General features: G+C 62.1%; 21 protein-coding genes. 12 read left to right on the top strand and 9 right to left on the bottom strand.

Annotation, left to right across the window (positions count from 1 at the left end):
- Nucleotides 1-70 precede the first annotated feature (70 nt).
- Nucleotides 71-1,438 (bottom strand): magnesium transporter, encoded by a 1,368-nt coding sequence (mgtE, locus tag AC1DYJ_RS19730; protein WP_477284100.1) that lies wholly within the window; start codon nucleotides 1,436-1,438, stop codon nucleotides 71-73.
- Nucleotides 1,439-1,715: 277 nt separating this feature from the next.
- On the bottom strand, nucleotides 1,716-3,605 hold the full coding sequence (locus AC1DYJ_RS19725; RefSeq protein WP_477284098.1) for an ABC transporter ATP-binding protein/permease: 1,890 nt from the start codon (nucleotides 3,603-3,605) through the stop codon (nucleotides 1,716-1,718).
- A 601-nt stretch (nucleotides 3,606-4,206) separates the two neighbouring features.
- Here AC1DYJ_RS19725 and AC1DYJ_RS19720 point away from each other — a divergent pair.
- Nucleotides 4,207-4,641, top strand: a complete 435-nt coding sequence (locus AC1DYJ_RS19720; protein WP_477284096.1) for a hypothetical protein — start codon at nucleotides 4,207-4,209, stop codon at nucleotides 4,639-4,641.
- Here the strand turns inward: AC1DYJ_RS19720 and AC1DYJ_RS19715 are convergent, their stop codons facing one another.
- Nucleotides 4,642-5,322 (bottom strand): DsbA family oxidoreductase, encoded by a 681-nt coding sequence (locus AC1DYJ_RS19715; RefSeq protein WP_477284094.1) that lies wholly within the window; start codon nucleotides 5,320-5,322, stop codon nucleotides 4,642-4,644.
- Between the two features lie 76 nt (nucleotides 5,323-5,398).
- On the bottom strand, nucleotides 5,399-7,219 hold the full coding sequence (locus AC1DYJ_RS19710) for an extracellular solute-binding protein (protein WP_477284092.1): 1,821 nt from the start codon (nucleotides 7,217-7,219) through the stop codon (nucleotides 5,399-5,401).
- 258 nt (nucleotides 7,220-7,477) lie between these two features.
- Here AC1DYJ_RS19710 and AC1DYJ_RS19705 point away from each other — a divergent pair, with 258 nt between their 5' ends.
- On the top strand, nucleotides 7,478-8,107 hold the full coding sequence (locus AC1DYJ_RS19705; RefSeq protein WP_477284090.1) for an invasion associated locus B family protein: 630 nt from the start codon (nucleotides 7,478-7,480) through the stop codon (nucleotides 8,105-8,107).
- A 70-nt stretch (nucleotides 8,108-8,177) separates the two neighbouring features.
- On the opposite strand, the gene hspQ is transcribed toward AC1DYJ_RS19705, so the two are convergent.
- Complete coding sequence (gene hspQ / locus AC1DYJ_RS19700; RefSeq protein WP_023668971.1) at nucleotides 8,178-8,501, bottom strand: heat shock protein HspQ; 324 nt, start codon at nucleotides 8,499-8,501, stop codon at nucleotides 8,178-8,180.
- Nucleotides 8,502-8,726: 225 nt separating this feature from the next.
- On the opposite strand from hspQ, the gene AC1DYJ_RS19695 reads away from it, so the two are divergent.
- Complete coding sequence (locus tag AC1DYJ_RS19695; RefSeq protein WP_477284088.1) at nucleotides 8,727-9,689, top strand: AEC family transporter; 963 nt, start codon at nucleotides 8,727-8,729, stop codon at nucleotides 9,687-9,689.
- On the opposite strand, the gene AC1DYJ_RS19690 is transcribed toward AC1DYJ_RS19695, so the two are convergent.
- Complete coding sequence (locus AC1DYJ_RS19690) at nucleotides 9,666-10,874, bottom strand: UbiH/UbiF family hydroxylase (protein ID WP_477284086.1); 1,209 nt, start codon at nucleotides 10,872-10,874, stop codon at nucleotides 9,666-9,668. The two genes, AC1DYJ_RS19695 and AC1DYJ_RS19690, sit on opposite strands and share 24 nt — an antisense overlap.
- A gap of 60 nt (nucleotides 10,875-10,934) precedes the next feature.
- On the opposite strand from AC1DYJ_RS19690, the gene AC1DYJ_RS19685 reads away from it, so the two are divergent.
- From AC1DYJ_RS19685 to AC1DYJ_RS19650, 8 genes are all read left to right on the top strand, one after another.
- The gene (locus AC1DYJ_RS19685) at nucleotides 10,935-11,873 is read left to right on the top strand and encodes a DUF2182 domain-containing protein (protein WP_477284084.1); all 939 of its coding nucleotides are present in this window, start codon (nucleotides 10,935-10,937) and stop codon (nucleotides 11,871-11,873) included.
- A 14-nt stretch (nucleotides 11,874-11,887) separates the two neighbouring features.
- Complete coding sequence (locus AC1DYJ_RS19680) at nucleotides 11,888-12,502, top strand: DUF1326 domain-containing protein (protein ID WP_142865660.1); 615 nt, start codon at nucleotides 11,888-11,890, stop codon at nucleotides 12,500-12,502.
- Entirely contained in the window at nucleotides 12,499-13,329 is an 831-nt protein-coding gene (gene pcsA, locus AC1DYJ_RS19675) for a phosphatidylcholine synthase (protein ID WP_477284082.1), read from the top strand. Before AC1DYJ_RS19680 ends, pcsA begins: the two co-directional genes overlap by 4 nt.
- 33 nt (nucleotides 13,330-13,362) lie before the next feature.
- Entirely contained in the window at nucleotides 13,363-14,340 is a 978-nt protein-coding gene (locus AC1DYJ_RS19670; RefSeq protein WP_477284081.1) for a quinone oxidoreductase family protein, read from the top strand.
- A gap of 211 nt (nucleotides 14,341-14,551) precedes the next feature.
- A complete protein-coding gene (locus AC1DYJ_RS19665; protein WP_477284079.1) occupies nucleotides 14,552-16,129 on the top strand; it encodes an ABC transporter ATP-binding protein in 1,578 nt (525 codons plus the stop codon).
- A complete protein-coding gene (locus AC1DYJ_RS19660) occupies nucleotides 16,126-17,250 on the top strand; it encodes an ABC transporter permease (RefSeq protein WP_477284077.1) in 1,125 nt (374 codons plus the stop codon). The genes AC1DYJ_RS19665 and AC1DYJ_RS19660 overlap by 4 nt, the downstream gene beginning before the upstream one ends.
- Nucleotides 17,250-18,170 carry an ABC transporter permease gene (locus AC1DYJ_RS19655; RefSeq protein WP_454575129.1) on the top strand — a complete coding sequence of 307 codons (921 nt, stop codon included), beginning with the start codon at nucleotides 17,250-17,252 and terminating at the stop codon, nucleotides 18,168-18,170. Before AC1DYJ_RS19660 ends, AC1DYJ_RS19655 begins: the two co-directional genes overlap by 1 nt.
- A gap of 48 nt (nucleotides 18,171-18,218) precedes the next feature.
- Nucleotides 18,219-19,286, top strand: coding sequence for a BMP family ABC transporter substrate-binding protein (locus tag AC1DYJ_RS19650; RefSeq protein WP_477284075.1), 1,068 nt, complete (start codon nucleotides 18,219-18,221; stop codon nucleotides 19,284-19,286).
- Between the two features lie 45 nt (nucleotides 19,287-19,331).
- Here the strand turns inward: AC1DYJ_RS19650 and AC1DYJ_RS19645 are convergent, their stop codons facing one another.
- Nucleotides 19,332-20,435, bottom strand: a complete 1,104-nt coding sequence (locus tag AC1DYJ_RS19645) for an acyltransferase family protein (protein ID WP_477284073.1) — start codon at nucleotides 20,433-20,435, stop codon at nucleotides 19,332-19,334.
- 237 nt (nucleotides 20,436-20,672) lie between these two features.
- On the opposite strand from AC1DYJ_RS19645, the gene AC1DYJ_RS19640 reads away from it, so the two are divergent.
- Complete coding sequence (locus AC1DYJ_RS19640) at nucleotides 20,673-21,119, top strand: hypothetical protein (protein ID WP_477426210.1); 447 nt, start codon at nucleotides 20,673-20,675, stop codon at nucleotides 21,117-21,119.
- 71 nt (nucleotides 21,120-21,190) lie between these two features.
- On the opposite strand, the gene rimO is transcribed toward AC1DYJ_RS19640, so the two are convergent.
- The gene (gene rimO / locus AC1DYJ_RS19635; RefSeq protein WP_477426208.1) at nucleotides 21,191-22,504 is read right to left on the bottom strand and encodes a 30S ribosomal protein S12 methylthiotransferase RimO; all 1,314 of its coding nucleotides are present in this window, start codon (nucleotides 22,502-22,504) and stop codon (nucleotides 21,191-21,193) included.
- A 140-nt stretch (nucleotides 22,505-22,644) separates the two neighbouring features.
- A complete protein-coding gene (locus AC1DYJ_RS19630) occupies nucleotides 22,645-23,304 on the bottom strand; it encodes a TerC family protein (protein ID WP_477284067.1) in 660 nt (219 codons plus the stop codon).
- Nucleotides 23,305-23,352: the final 48 nt, after the last annotated feature.

Genomic DNA, 23,352 nt, shown 5'->3' with positions numbered 1-23,352 from the left:
TAGCGCACGCAGTCTTAGAGAGCCCCATCGCGGCGGTTGCTGCCACCGCGATGGGAATGCTCGAGGCCTGCTAGAGCAGCGTGCCGCGCAGGATGACCAGCGCTACGGAAAAGTAGATCACCAGGCCGGTGACATCGACCAGCGTGGCGACGAACGGCGCCGAGGCGCTCGCCGGATCGAAGCCGATCCGTTTCAGCGCAAATGGCAGCATCGATCCCGACAGCGAACCGAAGGTGACGATCCCGATCAGCGCTGCCCCCACGGTCGCCGCGATCAGCGGCCAGTGCGGCCCGTAGTCGTAAAAACCCATATATTGCCACAGCGCGATGCGGCAGATGCCGACCACACCAAGCATGGCGCCGAGCACAAGACCGGTGGGTAGTTCGCGCAACGCCACCCGCCACCAGTCGCGAAGGCCGATCTCGCGCAGCGCCAGCGCGCGGATGACCAGCGAGGTCGCCTGCGAGCCGGAATTGCCGCCCGAGCTCATGATCAGCGGGATGAACAGGGTCAGCACGATCGCCTTTTCCAGTTCGCCCTCATAGCTTTGCATGGCGTTGGCGGTCAGCATCTCCGAGATGAACAGCGCGCACAGCCAGCCGCCGCGCTTCTTGATCATGGCGAGAAAACTCATCTTCATGTAGGGCTCGTCCAGCGCCTCCATGCCGCCGAAACGGTGCACGTCCTCGGTCGTCTCCTCGATCATGGTGTCGATGATGTCGTCGATGGTGACGATGCCGAGGATCTTGCCGTGGTCGACGACGGGAACCGCGAGCAGATCGTATTTGGAGATGGTCTGCGCCAGGGTCTCGCGATCGGTGAGCGGCGTCACCGTCACCGGCGCGCGGTCCGGCGCCACCGACAGGATCGGATCGTCCGGCTCGCCGGTGATCAGCCGGCGCAGGCCGGTCGAGCGCACCAGCACATGCGTATCGGGGTCGACGATGTAGATGGCGTAGACGGTCTCGCGCGTCCGCTCCACCTTGCGGATGTAGTCGAGCGTGCGGCCGACGGTCCAGTCCGAAGGCACGCTGACGAACTCGGTCGTCATGATCGAGGCGGCACTGCCTTCGGGGTAGCCCAGAATGGAAAGCAGCGTTGCCCGCAGCGGCGGCGCCAGTCCGCCGAGCAGCTCGGAACGCGCCGGCTCGTTCAGCTCGCGCAGGATGTCGGCGGCCCGGTCGACCGACATGGCGGTGATGAGCTTGCAGGCCTTGGCGCGCGGCAGCGCCTCGGCCAGTTCGGACGCACCGTCGAGTTCGGGCTGGTCGAAGATCTCGACCAGCCGCTCGAACGGCACTTCGCACAGCAGCTCAATCGCGGTTTCGCGAGGTTCCCGGTTCAGGGCCTCGACGACATCGGCGACGTGATCATTGGCAAGGATACGGGCGATCGCGACTGCATCGTCGCCCGCTACGACGGGGGAAAATTCGTTCATGGCTCACTCCTTGCCGTCCGGCAGGACGTGAGCCATCAGGTCACGTCTAGGCGGACGGCGGTTGCGTTCGACTACTGTCGCCAGGCATGGCGCGGTGACCTTTCCGCTTGCGGGTTCGATTTGAAATGCTGCAAGCCGGGCGCAACATAGGAGCGCATTTTGGCGAGTCAATCGCCGGAATGGCTGAAAACAGCCGGGAACAGGTCCAATCGCGAGACTGTGATCGACCGTCGTCGTTGCCGCACCGTTGCGGCCCGCCAAGAGCTTAGTGGGATTGCTATTTCTGCTTCAGCCGGCGCGAGAAGCGCAGCCATTTGTCCTCGACCGGCCGCGGCGGCTGCACCAGGATGGTGGTGAGTTCGCGCGGCAGGTTCGGAATGAGCGGCTTCTTGGTGGCGACGCCGTCGGCGATCGCGACCACGCTGTGGTAGAACTCCTCGCCCGAGAGCGAACGTGGCGCCACCGCCTCGTGCATGATGCTGATCACCGTGACATCGGGACAATTGTCCTTGATCGCCTGGTGGAAAGCGATCTTGCCATCTGGATCGAGCGCGCCGGTGGCTTCGTCGAGGAACAGCAGCCCGGGCTGCTGCAGCACGATGCGGGCCACCACCAGCTTCTGCTTCTGGCCGCCCGAAAGCATTTGATCCCAGATCTTTCCCTCCCGGCTTTCATCGGCCATGTGTTCGATGAAGTCGCCGAGGCCGGCCTTGTGCAGGGCAGACGCCACCTGCGCATCGCCATAGTCCTGCTCTGAGCCGGGCAGGCACACCAGCTGCTTCAGCGACACCTGCTGCAGCTTGACCTCCTGGGCGGCGTAGAAACTTTTCACGCCGTCGGGGAAGACGATGGTGCCGCGGCCATAGGGCCACAGGCCGTTGATCGCCTTGACCAGTGAAGTTTTGCCGCTGCCGGACTCTCCCTTGAGGAACGTCCACTCGCCGCGCCGGAAGCGCAGATTGGCAGCGCTCAGGAACGGCGTGGCGTCTTCGCCCTGATGCGCCAGTTCGAGCTTCTGGATGGTCAGGCCGAAGACCGGGTTCTGGCTGGCATAGTGGAAGTCCGACTGGCCGGTCTGGCTGTAGAATTCCTGGGGTTGCTGGACGTTCTCGATGGCGTTCGCCAGTTCGGTCACGCGCTGGCTGTTGGCGCGCAGCGTAGCGAGGCTCGGCATTACATGGATGAACCACGAACACTTGCTGATCAGAGCGTTGACCTGCTCGGAACCGGTTATGTAGCCCTTGAGGTCGACGCCGTTGTGGATGAACGGCACCAGACCAGGTCCATAGGCGACCACTTTGGCTCCGACAAAGTTGTAGACCGATTCGAATCCCGCATAGGCGGTGTTGACGATGTTGAGCTTCGACCAGGTTTTATCGATGTCGAGATAGAGCCGGCCATGTATCGTCTTCTGCACGTCTTCGCCTTGCGACGCCGCCACATGGAAGCTGCGGCGCAATAAAGTGATCAGTTCGCTGCGGTAGGTGCCTTCGGCCTTCTGCATCCTGATGTTGAGCCACTCCAGCATTCCGCCGAGTTTGATCGCGATCCAGGTGTTGACGGGCACGTAGATGGCGACCGCTACGAGAGCAAGGGCGACGCTGCCATAGCTGCCGAGGAACTCCAGTCCAGCTACTTCCACGGAATTGGCCAGCAAAGCTCCACCGACAAAGTAGAGCGAGGTGAAGACGCCGAACACGCCTTGGGCAAGACCGAGAGCGCCCCCTGCCATGTCCTTGATCGATTCTTGCACGCGCTGGTCGATGTTGTCAGGCGCTGGCGCGCCTGATGCGCCATTCTGGGCGTGGTAATGCGTATGGTTGGTATCGAGCAGCGCCGCATTGAAGCGCGCGTTCAGCCAGGCACGCCATTTGCGATGCAGTGTCGCCGATACAAATTTGCAGGCGCCTATGATTCCCATGTCCTTGAACACGACCAGCAGCACAAGCAAGCCGGCATTGGTAAGCACCGTTTCAAGAGGCGCGGTATTCGCGGCATCGTGGAAAAAAGCGATTGAGGCTGCCAGTTCGCCCGCCGACACGGTAAACCAGACGTCGGCCTTGCTCGACAGGGCAATCAGAAGTGCGAGGACGATGGTGAGGGTCCAGGCTTCCCTCCACCGGTCCGAGAACCAGTAGGCCCGCATCAGTCCCCAGAAGGTCCGCATCGACGATACTGGCGTCAGGGGCGACGGGCCAGCGGCGGCGTCGCGGTTCCAAAGTGCCGATATTGAACGTCGCGGTCTGTCGACCCGAATCACAATCCCGCCCAAACCTTTTTTAGTTTTGTTACGGATAGTAACACCAATTGATCATTTTCTATTAATTTTATCTCGGCGAATGTGAGGCAGCCCACGTGACGTTGCCATGAGGCAACAGGTGGTGTGTGGCGACGGCCGCCTCCAGGCCAAATATCTCGTTTGGTTTCAATGTTTTGTGAGAACGTCGAGATGTACGAAAAGCTTCCCTTGGGGAAGCCGGATTCACGGTTTCGTGAACCGCCAGGCCTTGCCGATCGGCCGGTTTTCTTTACCGCCCGGCCAAAAATATTCCGGTCGTGATCGCTTCGGGTTCACCCGAATCGTCCGTTCCCGAGACCGAGAAGTGCCCGGAAATAGTCTTGGCGGCGCTGTCGATCACCACACCGCCGGGGCGAACTTTTTAGCTACCGCTCAACAAGATTTGACAATCCATATGCCGCCTGTTGAACCTTGCGCAGCACTGTCGGCACTCATTGCATATCCGGTTCTCCAACAAGGAAGCTCCCCAATGCTTGCACGCGCAGCCGCTCCAGCAATCCTGTCCCTCTTTGCCTTTCTGCCTCTGGCGCATGCCGGCAACCAGACCATTCCGGCGAGCGCCGAGGGCCAAATCGAGTTCAACACGCCGTCAGGCAACATCGGCTGCATCTACACACCGAAGGGTGGCACCAGCACCTACCAGCCGCAGGATGGCGGTCCGGAACTGAGCTGCTCGCGCGTCGAGCCGAGCTACGTCACTGTGATCCTCGGGCCGAACGGGCCGGCGACCCAGATCAAGAATCCGGGCGAACAGGGCTGCTGCAGCGATGTCGCCAAGCTGGCCTATGGCAACAGCTGGAGCAAAGGACCGTTTAGCTGCCAGTCGTCAACCAAGGGACTGACCTGCACGGGCAGCAACGGTCACGGCTTCTTCGTCAGCAAGGCCAAGGTGACGGTCAAGTAATCAACCGGTCTTTTCCAGCTCGCCCTTGGCCTTGGCGGCGGCGACCTGGCGGATGGCGTCGGCCAGCGTGTCGGCGTCCTGCGCGCCCATGACGGCATATTTGCCCTCAAGCAGGAAGCACGGCACGCCGGTGATGCCCATGCGCGATGCCGTGGCGATTTCCGTGCGCACCGCCTCGACGTCGGCGTCGGTCGGCAACAGCGTTTCGACCACGGCGGCGTCCATGCCGGCCTCGCGGGCGGCTTCGATCAGCACCGCGTGATCGCCGATATTGGCGCCTTCCTCGAAATACAATTGGAACAGCCGGCGCACCAACCGGTTCTGCACGGCTTCGCCGGCAGCGCCCGCCCAGCGGATAACGCGATGCGCGTCCAACGTGTTGGCGGCGACCTTGATGGCGTCGAAGGCGAAGTTGATCCCTTCAGCCTCGCCGAGCGGCTCGATGCGGGCATGCATCTGGCGGATACGCTCCTCGCTGCCGAACTTGGCCAGCATGTATGCGCGCCGGTCTTTGCCCTCCGGTGGGACGGTCGGGTCGAGTTGGAATGGCCGCCAGCGCACATGCACCTCGACGTCGCCGACAGCGGCGATCGCCTTGTCGAGCCGCTTCTGGCCGATGAAGCACCAAGGGCAAACGGCGTCGGAAACCACATCGACGGTAATGGAATTGTCTTCGCTCATCTTGATCTCCTGCGGCCGAACGCATCTTTGAGCATGATCTCGTCCGAAAACCGGCAACCACTTTTCGGGATCATGCTCAGTTCGGCTTGCGCCACCAGGTTGGCCATTGATAACCGAATATGGGCGTCTTTTTCGGATGGTCCAGATAATTCCAGTAAGCGAGCCATTGCTGCGCATTGTACTGCATCGGCACCATGTAGTTGCCGGAGATGAGCAATCGGTCGAGGACGCGCACCGCGGCGACATAATCCTCCTTGGTCCGCGCTCTCAGCATCGCATCGATCGCCGCGTCCACCGCCGGATCGGCGACGCCGGCCAAGTTGAAGGAACCTTCCCTCTTGGCTTCTGAAGAACCCCAGCGAAAACTCTGCTCGATGCCGGGCGACAGCGAGTTGCTGAAACCGCTCGACCCGATCAGCACCTCGAAATCGAAACGCTGCTTGCGTGACTGGATCTGGTCGGCTTCGAGACTGCGAATGGTCACCGTGATGCCGATCTTCTCCAGCGTGCGCTGATAGATGGCGGCAAAACGTTCCTCCTCCTGCGAGGAGGTCAGGATCTCGAAGCCGAAGGGGTTCCCCTTGGGGTCCTGCAGCACCCCATCCTTCACGGCATAGCCCTCGCTCTTCAAAAGGTCGAAGGCCACCTTCAGCACCTTGCGGTCCTGGCCCGTGCCATCGTTCACCGGCGGTCGCCAGGTGCCGTCCATGACGTCGGCCGGCACGCGTCCGGGGTAGGGCGCCAGCAGCGCCTTCTCCCTGTCGCTGGCGGGATGGCCGAGCGCCGAAAGCTCGGAATTCTGCCAATAGCTCATTGTGCGCGTGTATTTGCCGCCGAACAGGTTCTTGTTGGCCCATTCGAAGTCGTAGAGCATGCCGAGCGCGCGCCGCACCACCGGATTGGAGAACTTCTCCAGCCTGCTGTTGAACAGGAACCCGGTCACCACGGGCGGTATGCCGGTGTCGAAGGTTTCGGCGATTACTTCGCCCCGGTGGAAGGCGGGAAAGTCGATATCGCGCTCGCGCTTGACCGGATCGCCCTCATCATAAATGGCGCAGATGCCTTTCTTGAACGCTTCCGTCTTGGCATTGGCGTTGAGGAAATATTCGATGGTGATCTGGTCGTAATTGTCGAAGCCGCGCTTGGAGGGGATGTCCTTGCCCCAGTAATTCGGGTTGCGCTTGAAGACGATGCGCTGCCCCGGCTGCACTTTGTCAACGATGTAGGGACCACTGCCGATCACCGGCTTCAGCGTCGTCTTGTCGAAGGTGTCCTTGTTGAAGGCGTGCTTGGGGATGATCGGCGTCAGTGCGATGATCAAAGGTGTCTCGCGGTTGGCCTTGTCGTTGAAGGTAAAGCGCACGCTGTGATCGCCGGTCTTTTCGAGCTTGGCGATCAGGCTCATGCGATCGCTGTAGGGCGGGCGGCCCTTGTCGGTGAAGACATCGTAGGTGAACAGCACGTCCTCCGGCGTCACCGGCTCGCCGTCCGACCACTTTGCATTTGGGTTGAGGTGGAATTCGATCGACTTGCGCTCGGGATCCATGTCGGCGCTGTCGGCCAGTAGGCCGTAGAGGCTGAAAGCCTCATCGTAATTGCGCGTCATCAACGGCTCGAAGACGAGGTTGCCGTAGTTGAGATCCTGCATGCCGCGCGCCGTGGTGCGCAGGCTTTTCAGAATGAAGGGGTTCAGATTGTCGAAACTGCCGACGACGCAATAGGTGATGTTGCCGCCCTTCGGCGCATCGGGATTGACGTAGTCGAAATGCTGGTAGTCGGCCGGCAGCGCCGGCTCGCCCTGCATGGCGATGGCATGTTTCGGCTCCGACATCGCGGGCTGAAGCGAAAAGGCTGGAAGTGAGATCGCGGCGATCAGCCAAACAAGAACGCGGCCCATGACCGTCTCCTTACTGGGCGGCTTGATGATTCGGAGTGCACCCTAGCATGGCGCCGCTGCGCTCCGGCCAGATACGTCAGCCCAAATCGCACGACCAATGGTACGGCCAAGAATCGCAGGTGCCGGGCTGGATTCGACTGCCCATGCAGTGTAACACGCGCTCCGAAGTCATTCTGTTGCCTCAATTCGGCAACAGGTAGCTGGACCACACGGCGCGAAGAAGCCGGTCCCGGGATCATTTGAGAGGAAGTGCACGACATGACGAGCCTGAACAGCAACGCGTACCGCCTTTCGGTCATGGCCGCAGGCGTGGCCGGCTTTCTGGTCGCCGGGCTTCCCGCTGCTTCCGCACAGCAGCAACAGCAGATTCCGCAGGGCTGGTTCAAGGCCTGCACCAAGCAGGAAGACGTCGACATCTGCAATGTCCAGAACATCGTCACCGCCGGCAACGGCCAGCTCGTCACCGGCGTCAGCCTGATTGAGCTGAAGGGCAAGGTGAACCGCAAGGTGTTCCAGGTCACGGTCCCGACCGGACGTCTGGTGCCTCCCGGCATCGGCCTGCAGATCGACGCCGGCAAGGCGCAGAAGCTCGATTATGTCATCTGCTTCCAAGACCGTTGCGTGGCCGAAGTGCCGCTGACCGACACGCTCGTCGCTTCCTTCAAGAAGGGCCAGTTGATCACGCTGACCTCGATCAATTTCCAGAACCAGGCGAACCCGATCAAGGTCGCCTTGACCGGCTTCAGCGGCGCCTATGACGGCCCGCCGCTGCAGCAGTCCGACATCGAGGACCGGCAGAAGAAGCTTCAGGACTTCGTTGCCAAGAACAACCAGGATTTTGCCAAGAAGCTCAAGGACGAGCAGGACAAGGCCAAGGCCGCCAACTGATCTCGAGCGAAATCAAAAATAAAAAAGCGGGGCATTGCCCCGCTTTTTTGTTGCCCCGCTCAGGATGCGGTCAGTGCCTCGACTGGCGCTTCGGCTCGTAGCGTCCGTCCGGCCGCTTGTCGAACATCTCGCCGATCTGCGGATGCCGGACCGGCTCGCCCGACTGGTCCTCAAGCAGGTTCTGCTCTGAGACGTAAGCGATGTATTCGGTTTCCGAATTCTCGGCGAGCAGATGATAGAACGGCTGGTCCTTGCGCGGCCGCACATCGGCTGGGATCGCCTCGTACCATTCGTCGGTGTTGGCGAATTGCGGATCGACATCGAAAATGATGCCGCGAAATGGAAACAGCCGGTGGCGAACCACCTGTCCGATCGAGAATTTGGCTGTTTTCATCATACTCACCACTAAGCCCTGAAGCGCCCGGCGTCCCTTGGAGTGCACGGCACGCGCTCTAAGGCTTTGAATTTACATACGCCGTCACCAAAAATCGAGCCCGACTTTAGGGCTGGTATCCGACCCTATCTGGCGCAGACTGTGGTTCAATTCAATGCCGAAGCGCTTGACGCCTTGTGAAGCTACGGGCTAGCCCAGCCAAAGGGTTTCGGCCCAGGGCAAAAAATGTCTGACGTCATCGGTCTTGTTCTTCCGTTTTTCGGGCTGATTTTCATCGGTTTTCTGGTCGCGCGCATCACCAGGCAGCCGCTGGAGGCGCTTGGCTGGATGAACACCTTCATCGTCTACGTCGCGCTTCCAGCCCTGTTCTTCCAACTGCTTGCGCGGACACCGTTCGAGCAGCTGACGGAATGGCGGTTCATCTTCGGCTCGGTGTTTTCCACCTACACGATCTTCTCGATCATGTTCGTCTGGTCCGTGCTGGCATCGCGCGGCGAGATCGCCCAGTCCACCATCAAGGCATTGGCTGCCGCCTACGGCAATATCGGCTATATGGGGCCTGGGCTGGCCCTGCTCGCCTTTGGCGAGCAGGCAGCGGTACCCGTGGCGCTGATCTTCTGCTTCGAAAACATCATGCACTTCGCCATCGCGCCGATGATGATGGCGCTGTCTGGCGACGACAAGACCTCGCCATGGCGGCTGATCATCGGCGTCACCAGGAAAATCGTCCTGCATCCATTCATCATCGCCACCGCGCTTGGTGTCGGCGCCGCCTATCTGGGCTTTCACCCGCCGCAGCCGGTCGATCGCCTGCTTGAATATCTTTCGCGGGCCGCCGCCCCTTGCGCTTTGTTTGCCATGGGCGTGACGCTGGCGCTGCGGCCGCTCAACCGCGTGCCCCACGAACTGGCGTCGATCGCGGCGCTGAAACTGATCCTCCATCCACTGCTTTGCTATGTCGTGCTGAGCTGGGTCGGCAATTTTTCCGCGATCTGGGTGTTTTCAGCCGTGCTTTTGGCGGCGTTGCCGACGGCGACCAACGTCTTCGTCATTGCCCAGCAATATGGCGTCTGGGTGCAGCGCGCCTCGGCCAGCGTGCTGATCACCACCTGCCTCTCGGTGCTGACGGTGACCGGGCTGCTCTACATGATCCGCCACGGCATCTTACCGCCGGACCTCTTTCCCTAAGCCTGTAAGCGCCGCAAAGCCGCTGCCCGGCCTTAAGCCCTCGCGCATAAAGAAGGCGCGCAATGGCGCGAAACTGCCGAGCACGTTGAGCCCGGCGCTGCGCGCCATCTGCGCCGGCAGCATGTCCGAGAGCAGCGACATGTTGAGCAGATTGACCGCGCCGCTGCGCGCCAGAATGTCGGGACGGCGCCTGGAATCATAAGTGGCGAGCGCCTTTGCAGCGCCAGGATCGCTGCGGTTTTCACCTGCGATTCCAATCAGATCATCGATGTCCCTGATGCCGAGGTTGAGGCCCTGGGCGCCGATCGGCGGAAACACATGGGCGGCCTCGCCGACCAGCGCCACACGGTTTTGCGCGAAGCGCCCCGGTGATGCCGCCGACAGCGGGTAGATCTGCCGGCCGGGTTCGACCGACACCCGCCCCAGCATCGATTGCATTTGTCGTTCGACACGCTCGGAAAGTGTCGCATCGTCGAGCGCGGCAAGGTCTTTGGCCGTTTCCGGTTTCACCACCCAGACAAGGCTGGAGCGGTTGCCGGGCAGTGGCACCTGGGTGAACGGACCAGTTTCGGTGTGGAATTCGGTCGAGGTGAAGCCGTGCTCGCTGCGGTGGCCGAAGTTCAGCACCAGTGCTGCTTGCGGATAGGATCGCACCGACGCGGCTATGCCCGCCGCCTCACGGGCCGGCGACAGGCGCCCATCCGCGGCGACCGCCAGCGAGGCGGATACTTCGCTTCCATCGGTCAGAACGGCATGAGCCTGGTCGGCTTCCAGACGCCAGCTCTCGACCATAGCCTTCAGCCATTCGATGCCGGGATGCGCGGTGACGGCCCTGGCCAGCGCCGGATGGAGCGCGCTGTTGGGCAAATTGAGCCCGAACTGCTCCTCGCCGATCTCCGTGGCGCGAAAGGTCACCACGGGGCTGCGGATCAGCCGGCTTGTGGCATCGACGATGCGCATGACCTTCAGCGGCGCGGCCTTTTGTCTGATCTCGGCCAGCACGCCCAGACGATCGAGAATCCTAAGGGCAGGGTTCATCAGCGCCGTGGTCCGCCCGTCTGGGCCGCCCGCCTCGGGTCCGACGAGCGTCACGGGAAATCCCGCTTCGGCAAAACCGAGCGCGGCGATCAGCCCTGCAGGGCCGCTGCCGGCAACCAGTATCCGTGCTGTTTCCCGATGATCCAAATTCGGCTTCCGGATTGCCATGCAGGTCCATCCTGTCTGCCCATGGATATAGGCCGGATCATGCGGCTTGATCAACGCGGCGATTCGGCCCATTCGATTGTCATGACCGGTGAGCAGGACGATCTCAGCCATCTCGACCGCGCCGGCCGCGCCACGGCAAGCCTTGCCCGCAATCCTCGCCCAACGGTCAACATCGCCATCGGCGGCAGCATTCTGCTCGCCTGGTTCATTCTCGGCGCCATGGCAATTCGCGGCGCTGAAAGCAGGCTTCCCGGCGCCGGCGTTCCGGGCGATGCGGTGCTGCGTTACCTGCCACAACTACCGTTGCCGGGTTTTCTCGACCGCTTCTTCGGCCTGTGCCTCACACCCGCACCGCTCGACGCCGGCAGCGGCGCACAATTTCTGGCCCTGACAGCGATGTGGTTCCTGATGGCTGTGGCGACGATGCTGCCGTCGGCGGCGCCGATGATCCGCACCTATTGCGAAATCGCTGACACCGCCCGCATCAAGGGCGAGCCGGTGGCTCATCCACTGGTTCTGGTTTCGGGCTACCTCTGCACATGGCTCGTCGCCTCGGCCGGTTTCGCAATGCTGACCCTGGCCGTCCACGCGTTTGCGTCGTCGGGGCGGTTGCTCGATCCGGTGACCGGCTTTGCCGCAGCTCTCGCGCTGCTCGTTGCCGGCCTCTACCAGTTCAGCAGCCTCAAGCAGGCCTGCCTGACAAAATGCCGGAATCCCTTCGCTACCCTGTTTTCCAACTGGAGCGCCGAGCCCAGTCGCATTTTCCGGCTCGGGCTGGAGCAGGGCCTGTGGTGCCTCGGCTGCTGCTGGGCGCTGATGTTGGTGATGTTTGCCGTCGGCACCATGAACGTGTTCTGGATGGCGCTGATCGGCCTGTTCACCCTGATCGAAAAACAGACCACCGGCAGGCTTCCAACCCGAGTGGCCGGTGCGATACTGCTTGTCTGGGCAGTCGCCCTGCTAGTAGTCTCGGCATGACGGGGGAGAATTCCATGGCGGAGCAAGGCTGGGCAATGAAAGGAGAGCTCGTACTCTCCTGCAATTGCACGGTTTTTTGCCCTTGCGTGCTGTCGCTTGGCAGCCATCCGCCAACCGAAGGCTATTGCCAGACATGGGCGGGCTTCCGCATCGATGCCGGCCATTTCGGTGAGGTCGACCTGTCCGGCCTCAATCTCGGACTGGTCATGGAAATCCCCGGCTATATGAGCCGCGGCAACTGGACAGCGGGCCTGTTCATCGACAAGCGCGCTTCGGTCTACGCGGTGAAAGCGCTCACCAAGATCTTCACCGGCAAGGCCGGCGGAACCACGTCGCTGCTGTCCATTCTTGTCGGCAAGTTCCTCGGCGTCGAGCAGGTGCCGATCACCTATGAGACGCGTGACAAGACCCGTATTTTCCAGATACCGAAGATCATCGACGGGGCGGTGACACCGATTCCCGGCAAGGATCGCGAGAAGGATACCGTGATCAGCAACTCGGAATACTGGATCGCACCGGAGATCATCGTGGCCAGGTCCGACAAGAGCAAGATGCGGGCCTTCGGCCGCAACTGGAACTTTGCCGGCCGTTCGGCCGAAATCTGCAAGCTGGATTGGCGGGGCCCGTGAGCAAGAATACAAGGGCCAGGCAAATCGCGGAGAAGATCACCGATCGGATTCCGAGGCCGAAGAAGAAGGTCACCTGGCCGCAGGCGCGTGCGTTCTCGGTGCATCTGTTGACCGCGTCGGGCTCGTTCCTGGCCTTCCTGTCGCTGGTGGCGGCAAGCGAGGAACGCTGGACGGCGATGTTCTGGTGGCTGGGTCTGGCGCTGTTCGTCGACGGCATCGACGGCCCCATCGCGCGCAAGCTCGAGGTCAAGGAGATCCTGCCGACCTGGTCGGGCGAACTCCTCGACAACATCATCGACTATGTCACCTATGTGCTGATCCCCGCCTTCGCGCTCTACCAGCGCGGCTTCATGGGCGAAAAGCTGTCGTTTCTGTCGGCGGCCATCATCGTCGTGTCGAGCGCCATCTACTATGCCGACACCGGCATGAAGACGAAGGAGAACTTCTTCAAAGGGTTTCCGGTGGTCTGGAACATGGTGGTGTTCACCCTGTTCGTCATCGAGCCAGGGCAATGGGTGTCCTTCGGCGTCGTCGTGGCGGCCGGCATCCTCACCTTCGTGCCGATCAACTTCATCCATCCGGTGCGGGTGGTGCGACTGAGGCCCATCAATCTCGGCATGACGCTTTTGTGGTGCGCTTTCGGCGCGCTGGCACTGGCGCAGGCGGCCCTTGCCGCCTTCTACGACCAGATCGGCGTTTTGGGCGAACAGGTCAGCGTCTTCACCAAGGTCGGCATTACCGTCACCGGGCTTTACCTCGCCTGCATCGGCGGTATCATGCAGTTCTTCCCTAAGCTCGGCGCCAAGCCGGACGACACGAAAGCCTAACTGCAAAAGGCCTGACCGCAGGAAAGCCCGAAAATGTCCAAAGCGATCCGTATCCACGCCCATGGCGGTCCGGAAGTCCTGACCTATGAGGATGCCGATCCGGGGCAACCCGGCGCCGGGCAGATCCTGGTCAGGCACACGGCGATCGGCCTCAATTTCATCGATGTCTATCATCGCACCGGCCTCTATCCACCGCCAGGAGGATTTCCACTGATCCCGGGCGGCGAAGCTGCCGGCGTGGTTCTTGAGGTCGGCACTGGCGTCGACTGGCTGAAGCCGGGCGATCGCATCGCCTATGCCGTCAATGTCGGCGCCTATTCAGAACAGCGCGTCGTCGCCGCCGAGCGCGTGGTCAAGGTGCCGGACGGCATCAGCGACGAGCAGGCGGCGGCCATGATGCTGAAAGGCATGACGGCGGAGTATCTGCTGCGTCGCACCTTCAAGGTCAAAGCGGGCGACACCATCCTGTTCCACGCCGCCGCCGGCGGCGTCGGGCTGATCCTCGGTCAGTGGGCGAAACACCTCGGCGCCACCGTCATCGGCACGGCCAGTTCCACCGACAAGATCGAACTCGCCAAGGCGCATGGCTTCGACCATGTCATCAACTACAAGGAGCAGGATTTCGTCGCCGGCGTCGCCGCCATCACCGGCGGCAAGAAATGCGACGTCGTCTACGATTCGGTCGGCAACGACACATTCCCGGCCTCGCTCGACTGTTTGCGGCCGCTCGGCATGTTCGTCGCTTTCGGGCAGTCCTCGGGGCCAATCCCGCCCTTTTCGATGTCGCTGCTGGCGCAGAAGGGCTCGCTGTTCGTCACCAGACCGACGCTGTTCGTCTACAATGCCAAGCGCGAGGACCTCGAAGTCTCCGCCGCGGCCCTGTTCGACGTGGTGCTGAGCGGCGCGGTCCAGATCAAGATCAACCAGCGCTATGCGCTGAAGGATGCCGGCAAGGCGCAGGCCGATCTCGAAGCGCGCAAAACGACAGGCACGACCATTCTGGTTCCCTGATCTGCCTTGCTTTTCAGCCGCTTTGTCGTGGCGGCGAGCACCGCCTGCACGAAAAACCGGCCGGTTAGTTTGTTGTGCGAAGCAGGCTTATTTTTAGCCCTTGAGTTTCCGCTGAAATTCTTGAAGCTCTTTCAAGGTGGGTGCTGCTTTCGCACGAGAGCAGCCAGCGCATACCATGCTGGCGGGAACACAGAACATATCCGGAAACCGGATGGGAGGCACTGTGAGTGCAGATCATGATGGAGCGAACCTGCTTGAGGTTCGTGGCCTGACCAAGATATTCGGCACGTTGACTGCGTGCGATCATATCGACCTCAACATCGCCAAGGGCGAGATCCACGCGTTGCTCGGCGAAAACGGCGCCGGCAAGTCGACGCTGGTCAAGATGCTGTTCGGTTCGCTGGAGCCCAATTCTGGCGAGATCTTCTGGAACGGCGAGGCGGTTCGCATCACCAGCCCGGGCATGGCGAAGAAACTCGGCATCGGCATGGTGTTCCAGCATTTTTCGCTGTTCGAGGCGCTGACGGCTGCCGAGAACATTGCGCTGTCGCTGGATGACGGCTCGCCGATCAGCTCGATCGCCGCCAAGGCGAGGGCGCTTTCCTTCAGCTACGGCCTGCCGCTCGATCCGGACTCGCTGGTTGGCGATCTCTCGGTTGGCGAACGCCAGCGCATCGAGATCATCCGCTGCCTGTTGCAGACGCCGCAGCTCATCATCCTCGACGAGCCGACCTCGGTGCTGACGCCGCAGGAAGCCGACAAGCTGTTCGAGACGCTTGAGCGGCTGCGCTCTGAGGGCAAATCCATCCTCTACATTTCGCACCGGCTGGAAGAGGTCAAACGCATCTGCGATCGCGCCACCGTGCTGCGTCATGGCAAGGTCGTCGGCCATTGCAACCCGCGTGAAGAGACCGCTTCGTCGCTCGCCCGCATGATGGTCGGCAACGAGGTGAAAGCCGTGGTGCGCGCGCCGGCCGAAGGCATCGAGACCGCCGCGCCGCTGCTCGAGATCCGGGCGCTCAGCCGCAAGCCTGCGACGCCGTTCTCGATCCCGCTGAAGAACATCAACCTCAACGTGCGCGCCGGCGAGGTCATCGGCATTGCCGGCGTCGCCGGCAACGGCCAGGGCGAGTTCTTCGAATCCGTCTCCGGCGAAGTGCTGCAGCAGGATGCGGCTTCCGTGCGCATTCGCGGCAAGGATGCCGGCGCGCTCTCGATCACCGGCCGGCGGCTGATGGGTGCTGCCTTCGTGCCGGAAGAACGTCTCGGCCATGGCGCGGCGCCACGCATGAAGCTGTCGGAAAACCTGCTGCTGTCGCGCCATGCCACCGACGGCAAGGTTTTTGTCGGCGCCGGCGGCGCAGTCAAAAGCGGTGCCGTCTATGCTGCCGCCCAACGTATCATCGTGGCGATGGATGTGCGCAAGAGCGCGCCCGATCCTGAAGCCGCGGCCCTTTCGGGCGGCAATCTGCAGAAATTCATCGTCGGCCGCGAGCTCGACCGCAGCCCTGCTGTCATGGTGGTCAACCAGCCGACCTGGGGTGTCGACGCCGGTGCTGCCGCCCATATCCGCCAAGCGCTGATCGAACTGGCGCGCAGCGGCTCGGCGGTGCTGGTCATCAGCCAGGACCTTGATGAATTGTTCGAAATCTCCGATGCGATCGCCGTCATGCACAATGGCGAATTGTCGAAACCGCTGCCGATTGCCGAAGCCACGTTCGAAAAGATCGGCCTGTTGATGGGCGGCGCCGAACCCGGCCACGCCGAACATGTTCTGGAGACGGCATGATGCGCCTCGAACTCGTCAAACGCCCGCAGCGATCGATGCTGTTTTCAGCCCTGTCGCCCTTCATCGCCTTCGCCCTGACGATGATTGCCGGCGCGATTCTGTTCGCGCTGCTCGGCGTCAACCCGTTGAATGCATTCGAGATCTACTTCATCGAACCGATCAGCCAGGTCTGGCAGCTGCATGAGCTGGCGATCAAGGCCGCCCCGCTGATCCTGATCGCTGTCGGCCTGTCGGTCTGCTACAAGGCCAACATCTGGAACATCGGCGCTGAGGGACAGTTCATCCTCGGCGGCATTTTCGGCTCGGCTATCCCGGTGCTCTTCCCCGGCTTCGAAGGCCCGCTTGTGCTGCCGCTGATGCTGTTGTTCGGCATGGTCGGCGGCGCCGCCTACGCGGCCATCCCGGCTTTGCTGAAGACGCGCTTCGGCACCAATGAGATCCTGACCAGCCTGATGCTGGTCTATGTCGCCCAGCTCTTCCTCGACTGGCTGGTGCGCGGTCCCTGGCGCGATCCGCAGGGCCATGGCTTTCCGCAGACGATCCAGTTCAACGACTCGGCCGTCCTGCCGGAGCTGATGCCGGATGCCGGCCGCGCCAATTGGGGTTTTGTCTTCGCGCTTGTTGCTGCCCTGCTGATCTGGGTGCTGATGAGCCGCCTGCTCAAGGGTTTTGAGGTTCGCGTGCTCGGCTCCAGCCCGCGGGCAGGGCGCTTTGCCGGCTTCGGCCTCAACCGCATGGTGTTTTTCGCCTTCCTGCTGTCGGGGGCGCTGGCCGGGCTTGCCGGCATCTCGGAAGTCTCCGGCGCCATCGGCCAGCTGCAGCCCGTGATTTCGCCCGGCTATGGCTTCACCGCCATCATTGTCGCCTTCCTTGGCCGGCTCAATCCGCTCGGCATCGTTGCCGCCGGCCTGGTGCTGGCGCTGACCTATCTCGGCGGCGAGGCGGTGCAGAGCGCGCTCGGCATCTCCGACAAGGTCGCGCGTGTGTTCCAGGGCATGCTTTTGTTCTTCGTGCTCGGTTGCGACACGCTCATCCACTACCGCATTCGCCTCGTCGGCATGGCGCTGGCGAAGGGCGCCGCAAAACTCGATGCTGCGCCAAAGTTGAAGGAAGCCCGCTGATGGACATCACCGTCAACATCCTTTTGACCATCGCCACTGCGGCGACGCCGCTGTTGATCGCGGCCATCGGCGAACTGGTGGTCGAGCGCTCCGGCGTGCTCAACCTCGGCGTCGAAGGCATGATGATCATGGGCGCCGTCGGCGGCTTCGGCGCCGGCTATCTCACCGGATCGCCCTGGATCGGCCTGTTGGCGGCAATCGCCATGGGCGCGGTGTTCTCGCTGCTGTTTGCGGTGATGACGCTGTCGCTCGCCACCAACCAGGTGGCGACCGGCCTGTCGCTGACGCTGCTTGGCCTCGGCCTCTCCGGCATGATGGGGACCAGCTTTGTCGGCCAGCCCGGCGAGCGGCTGCCAAACCTCTACATCCCGGGGCTCACCGACATTCCTGTGGTCGGCAGGTTGCTGTTCGGCCAGGATCCGATCTTCTACATCTCGATCGCGCTCACCGCCGCCGTCATGTGGTTCCTGTTCAAGACCCGCACCGGGCTGACGTTGCGCTCGATCGGCGACAGCCACACATCGGCGCACGCGCTTGGTATCAAGGTCATCCGCTACCGCTATCTCGCGGTCATCTTCGGCGGCGCCTGCGCCGGCCTTGCCGGCGGCCACCTGTCGCTGGTCTATACCCCGCAATGGGTGGAGAACATGACTGCCGGCCGCGGCTGGATCGCGCTGGCGCTGGTCGTCTTCGCGTCCTGGCGGCCGTGGCGGGTGCTGGCCGGTGCCTACATCTTCGGCGCGGTCTGGATCGGCCAGCTTCATGCACAGGCTTTTGGCATTCCGGTGCCGTCACAGCTGCTTTCTTCTCTGCCCTATCTGGCAACCGTCGTGGTTCTCGTTCTAATCTCGCGCAACAAGCGTCTGACGATGATGAACACGCCGGCTTCCTTGGGGCAGCCATTCGTTCCGGATCGTTGACAACAAAAAAACGGGAAGCTCCAAGGCTAAACTCAGAGAGGTAACACAATGAAAAAACTGCTTATTGCTCTTATGACCACAACTGCTGCCATGTCGCTGGCTGCGTCTGCGCAGGCTGCCGACAAGCTGAAGGCGTGCTGGGTCTACACCGGCCCGATCGGCGATTTCGGCTATTCCTACCAGCATGACCAGGGCCGCCTCGAGGTGGAGAAGGCGCTCGGCGACAAGGTCGAAACCGCTTACCTCGAAAACGTCTCGGAAGGCCCCGACGCCGACCGCGCTTTCGAGCGTCTGGCGCGCGAAGGCTGCAAGATCATCTTCGGCACCTCCTTCGGCTTCATGGATCCGGAAGTGAAGGTCGCCAAGAAATTCCCGAAGGTGATGTTCGAGCACGCCACCGGCTACAAGACAGGTGACAATCTCGGCATCTACAATGCCCGCTTCTATGAAGGCCGCTATGTGCTGGGCCAGATCGCCGCCAAGGAATCGAAGGCTGGCGTCGCCGGCTACATTGTTTCCTTCCCGATCCCTGAAGTGGTGATGGGCATCAACTCCTTCATGCTCGGCGCGCAGTCGGTCAACCCGAACTTCAAGGCCAAGATCGTCTGGGTGAACTCCTGGTTCGATCCGGGCAAGGAAGCCGACGCCGCCAAGGCGCTGTTCGACCAAGGCGCCGATATCATCGTCCAGCACACCGATTCCACCGCTGCCTTGCAGGTGGCCGAGGAGCGCAAGCTGCACGGCTTCGGCCAGTCCTCCGACATGATCAAGTTCGCGCCGAACGCGCAGCTGACTTCGCTCACCGACGAGTGGGGTCCGTATTACATCAGCCGCGTGCAGGCGGCTCTGGACGGCACCTGGAAGCCGGACAATGTCTGGCTGGGCATCAAGGACGGCGCAGTCAAGCTGGCACCGTTCACCAACATGCCCGACGATGTGAAGGCGATGGCCGAGGCAACCGCCAAGAAGATCGCCGATGGCTGGAACCCCTTCACCGGTCCGGTCGCCAAGCAGGACGGCACGCCGTGGCTCAAGGACGGCGAAGTCGCCGACGACGGCACGCTGCTCGGCATGAACTTCTATGTGAAGGGCGTCGACGACAAGCTGCCGCAATAAGCAGCAGAACCGCAAAACAAAAAGGGCGCCACGTGGCGCCCTTTTTCATTCCGTGGCCTGCGCTCCGGCGGCCCCTCGAAACCGACCCAAAATGCCATCTAGGGCGCCGCCGATCCAGGCCTTGGCCCAACGCTGGGTCGGTCGTTCGAAATACCGCCAGATCGCCCATGAGATAAGAACCATGAGCGCGACGCAGCCCAGGGCCGCGCCCCATTTGCCGGCAAAAGGTGCGGCGGCATTGATGGCGATGTAGCCGACTTTCTGGTGCAGGAGATAAAGCGGATAGGTCAGGCCGCCCAGCGCCAGAGTCAGTGCGGACGGCATGACATAGCTGCGCAGCAGGATCGCGCCGATCAGCAGGGAATGCATGACGACGTTGGCGATCACCAGATGCGGCTGCGAAACGGCGATGCCGTATTCATTCAGCATCCACTGCTGCGTCACCGACAACGTGCTGCACGACAGAAGGAAGGCCGCACCAAGCAGCAGCAAGGCGGGCAGGGAGCGGCCATGCGCATGGATATGGTGGACGAGCACGCCGGCGGCGAAGAACGGACCGAATTCGGTGATGAACAGCAGCCTRATCGCGCGGCTTTCGATAAAGAGCTCGTTCGACGCCGCAATCGCCAACCAGACGAAGATCAGTCCAAGCTTCCATTTCTGGAAAACGCCGCCGAGCAGAGCGAGCGTCACCCATCCGTAGAACACCAGTTCAAGCAGGATCGACCAGTAGACGCCGTCCATGAAGGGCTGGCCCAAGGCCGGCGCAAACATCGACAGATTGGCGGTGTATTGACCGAGAGAAGTTGAAAACAACGGCGCGCCGAAAGCCATGACGATGACGAAGGAGATGGTCACGCACAGGAGGTAGCCGGGGTAGAGCCGCACGAAGCGTGCGATGGCAAACTCTTGCCAGGCGCGGCCCTCCGCCGACCAGGCAATGACGAAGCCGCTGATCAGGAAGAACAGATTGACGCCGAGATAGCCATAGAGCGCGAACGGCGCCGCGGCCGGATAGCCTTCGGTCAGCGCGCCCTCGGCAGCCGCGCCGCGAAAGAAATAGTGGAAGAACACCACAGCCAGCGCCGCCGCCAACCTCAACAGGTCCAGCGTCGCGACGTGATCCTGCCGGGCAGGTCTGGCATCCATGTGAAGTCTCGGCGTTTACGGTCAGGAAACCATAACGCAGATCGCGACGAAACAGGGTAAACAGCGGCAAATATCGCGAAATTTGGTAAATGGCGGCAGAAGCATCCGGCCGGACACAATTGTCTGCGACACGGTTCCGTGAGCCCCTTCACAGACGAAGTCCCTCTTTACTTTCATGCTCATCTTGCGGCCTGACGAAATCGGCCGACTTTACTAATTTTAGCAGGAGAATGTCTTATGCAATTGAGCAAAAAACTCTTAGCCATCATCGGTAAACGTATTCCAGCCATTTACGACGTCATCCCGCACGGACCACAGTGGCGGCTGGCGCAAGTCGCACTCAATCCCCAGCCGCTCCCGCCTCGCGAACTGGGCGCAGCGATTGCGGACGAATTCGTCCGCTCCGCCTGGTCCGCAGAGCGAGGCGGGCTCGATGCGAAGGCGTTGATGAGCGACCTCGACGATTGGTGCCCGACGCGACCGAAGCACCCGAAGCTTCCGCCGTGGTTGGGTCCGTTCCCGCCAGAGCCGGAGCCGCGACCCGATTGGTTCGTGGACTACCATCTGGGATTTGCCGCACGCCTTTCGGTGATCGCAGCCGACATGGCGGGCACGCGGCTGGACAAGACCCTCAATCAGGCGATCGATCGGTCCCTGGCTGCAATGGAATCGGTGAAGCTCTGAAGAAAACGCGACACCGCCTTGCGAGGCCAGAAAAACGGAGGGCGCCGTAACGGCGCCCTTTTGGCGGCTTTCTAGACCGCTGAACCGTAAAGATCGTAAGCGTCGGCGCGGTCGATCTTGACGGTGACGATGTCGCCCTGGCGCAGCGGACGGCGCGACTGGATGTGCACCGAACCGTCGATCTCGGGCGCGTCGTATTTGGTGCGGCCCTTGGCAGAGGTACCATGCGCCTCGTCGATCAGCACCGGCAGGCGCTTGCCGACCTTCTTGGCCAGCTGCGTCGCCGAAATCTTTTGCTGGCGCTGCATGAAGCGATGCCAGCGCGCTTCCTTGATCTCTTGCGGCACCTGTTCCAGGCCGATATCGTTGGAGCGGGCGCCTTTGACCGGCTCGTATTTGAAGCAGCCGGCGCGATCGATCTTGGCCTCGTCCAGCCAGTCGAGCAGCATCTGGAAATCCTCCTCCGTCTCGCCGGGGAAACCGACGATGAAGGTCGAGCGTATGGCGAGATCCGGGCACACATCGCGCCAGCCGCGAATGCGCTCCAGCGTCTTTTCGCCATGCRCGGGCCGGCGCATGTTCTTCAGCACCTGCGGCGAGGCGTGCTGGAAGRGGATGTCGAGGTAGGGAAGGATTTTTCCGTCCGCCATCAGCGGAATGACGTCGGCGACATGCGGGTAGGGGTAGACATAGTGCATGCGCACCCAGATGCCGAGCTTGCCCAATTCTTCCGACAAATCGAGGAATTTCGCCCGCACTTCGCGGTCGCCGAACATCGAGGTCTGGTACTTGATGTCGATGCCGTAGGCGCTGGTGTCCTGCGAGATCACGAGCAATTCCTTGACGCCGGCCTTGGCGAGTTTCTCCGCCTCGCGCAGCACATCGGCGGCCGGCCGCGAGACGAGGTCGCCGCGCAGTGCCGGGATGATGCAGAAGGTGCAGCGGTTGTTGCAGCCTTCCGAAATTTTCAGATAGGCGTAGTGGCGCGGCGTCAGCTTCACGCCTTGCGGCGGCAACAGGTCGATATAGGGATCGTGGCTCGGGGGTGCGGCCTCATGCACCGCCGCCATCACGCTCTCATAGGCCTGCGGTCCGGTGATGGCGAGCACGTTGGGGTGCTTTTCTCGGATGACGTCCGGCTCGGCACCGAGGCAGCCGGTGACGATGACCCGGCCGTTTTCCGAAAGCGCCGAACCGATGGCGTTGAGCGACTCGTCGCGCGCCGAATCGAGGAAGCCGCAGGTGTTGACGACGACAAGGTCGGCGCCGTCATGCTTGCGCGCGATCTCATAGCCTTCGGCGCGCAGGCGCGTGATGATGCGCTCGGAATCCACGAGGGCCTTCGGGCATCCAAGGCTGACGAAACTGACGCGAGGGGCAGACATAAAGCAACTTCCGGGTTTTTCGGGATAGGCGGCCCAGTACCACACTTATTGCGGCATTGGTATGGGCAGCGGCTGCGGCGAACGCGACCGCAGCTTCAGGCAGGCCCCCGTGCTGTTACAGAGCTATGCGGCCGACAGCGTCAGCTCACCACCGGACTGACATGCGGCCAGACCTCGACCACGCCGCGATAGACCATATCGATAGCGACATAGAGGATGATCAGCAGGCCGATATAGGCGATCCAGCGGTAGCGGTGCAGCAGCCTGGCAATGAAGCTCGCGGCGAGGCCCATCAGGGCGATCGACAGCACGAGGCCGATGACCAGCACCGGGAAATGATCGCGCGCTGCACCGGCGACCGCCAGCACATTGTCCAGCGACATCGAGACGTCGGCGACGACGATCTGCAGCGCTGCCTGGCCGAGCGTCTTGCGTGCTTTGCCGGTCGCCACCGTCTTGTCGCCGTCGAGATCGGCATTGGCCAGCGCCTCGGTCGCCTCCTGCTCGTCGGCATGGGACGTGCGCAGCTCGCGCCACATCTTCCAGCACACCCACAACAAAAGGATGCCGCCGGCCAGCAGCAGGCCGACGATTGCCAAGAGCTTGACGGTGACGGCGGCAAACAGAATGCGCAGCACCGTTGCCGCCAGCACGCCGATGAGGATGGCCTTCTTGCGCTGCTCGACCGGCAGGCCGGCTGCGGCAAGGCCGATGACGATGGCGTTGTCGCCGGCAAGCACCAGATCGATGGCGATGACCTGGAGGAGGGCTGTCATGCTTGCGGCGCTGAAAATGTCCATCGACCGGAGGCCCCTTTTTGTTCGCCGCGTGTTCGTCGTCGGATATGT

It is taken from the genome of Mesorhizobium sp. P2_B11, assembly GCF_056404855.1.
This window is presented reverse-complemented; position numbering and strand designations above follow the sequence as displayed.